The organism is Aeromonas sobria (genome assembly GCF_006243315.1).
Classification (GTDB): domain Bacteria; phylum Pseudomonadota; class Gammaproteobacteria; order Enterobacterales; family Aeromonadaceae; genus Aeromonas; species Aeromonas sobria_A.
In genome coordinates this window covers 1-1359 of record NZ_NKWE01000101.1, presented here as the reverse complement: position 1 = coordinate 1359, position 1359 = coordinate 1, and the positions used below count along the sequence as shown (strand labels likewise).

The 1359-nt window shown below is 62.8% G+C and carries 1 protein-coding gene and 1 pseudogene; both read right to left on the bottom strand.

The genetic code is table 11. The annotated features are described in order from the left end of the window. Positions 1 to 106: pseudogene (locus tag CF137_RS22505) on the bottom strand (DUF134 domain-containing protein); the annotation flags it as partial. 234 nt (positions 107 to 340) lie between these two features. Continuing rightward, the coding region (locus tag CF137_RS21930) for a dicarboxylate/amino acid:cation symporter (RefSeq protein ID WP_139721662.1) at positions 341 to 1359 on the bottom strand (1019 nt) is incomplete at its 5' end.

Sequence of the window (1359 nt, the reverse complement as noted above, 5' to 3'; positions counted from 1 at the left end):
GGGCCAGCGTGACCTGCTCCAGCTGATGCATGGGGCGGCCGTTGGGTTTGAAGCAGCTGTTGGCGGGGCGGCCACAGATCTGGCGGGCAATCTTGGGTCTTGGCATGGTGGCTCCTAATTGGCATATGCTACATATACGCCTGTATCTGGCATATGCCAATATTTTTGTCGGGTGCAGGGGGCTGCGCCAGTGCTGTTTACGGCAGAGAGGGGTAAAGGGGGAAAGAGAAAGGCAGAGAAGAACCGGGAAGAGCAGAGAAGGAGGCAGAAACGACACAGGCCCGAACATGGTTCGGGCCTGTGGTTTTTACAGCGGATGGCGGGTGCCTTCCCGGCGAGCTTACGCCTGTTCGGCCTCGGCCACAGGGGCTGCGCTCTCGTTGCCGTTGGCGAAGCGATCCGCCCACAGGGCAATCACGCCGTCACCGGTGACGTTGCAGGCGGTGCCGAAGCTGTCTTGCGCCAGATAGAGGGCGATCATCAGGGCGATGGACGCTTCACCGAAGCCCAGCATGGAGGTGAGCAGGCCCAGCGCCGACATCACGCCACCACCCGGGGCGCCCGGGGCGGCAATCATGATCACCCCCAGCATCATGATGAAGGGGAGCATGGTCTCGATGCCCGGAATGGCCAGATGCTCGGAGAGGAACATCACCGCGGTGGCGCAGGTCACCAGGGTGATGGTGGAGCCACAGAGGTGAATGGTGGCGCACAGCGGTACGGTAAAGTTGGCGATACCGTCGCTCACCCCGTTGTTCTTGCTCGATTGCAGGGCGACCGGAATAGTGGCGGCGCTCGACATGGTCCCCAGCGCGGTGAAGTAGGCGGGCAGCATGTTCTTGATGAGTTGGGCCGGTGAGCGGCCAAGGGCCAGACCGGTGCCGATAAACAGCAACGAGAGCCAGATCCAGTGCATCAGGATCGCCATCACCAGCACCACGCCGAAGGTTTTCAGGGTGGCGAATACGGTGCCTTCTACCGTCATCTCGACAAAGACCCCGGCGATATAGAACGGCAGCAGCGGGATGATCACCTTGGCCAGCAGGCGGTCGATGATGTCACGGCCCTGATCGGCGACCCGGCGCAGATCGGTGGCCTGGGTGGCGCTGATGCCGATGCCGAACACGAAGGCAGCGGCCAGGGCCGACATCACGCCAAACAGCGGCGGGATCTCCAGATTGACGTAGGAGGCGAGCTTGATAGCCGTGGCCGTGGTGGGCTCGGCCGCGGTGGTGAGCTGCGGGATCAGGTGGCTCGCCACGGTAAAGGCGAACAGCCCCGCCAGAATGGTGGAGCAGTAGGAGAGGGCCACGGTTTTGCCCAGCAGCTTGCCGGAGTTTTTCGGCAGGCTGGCGATGC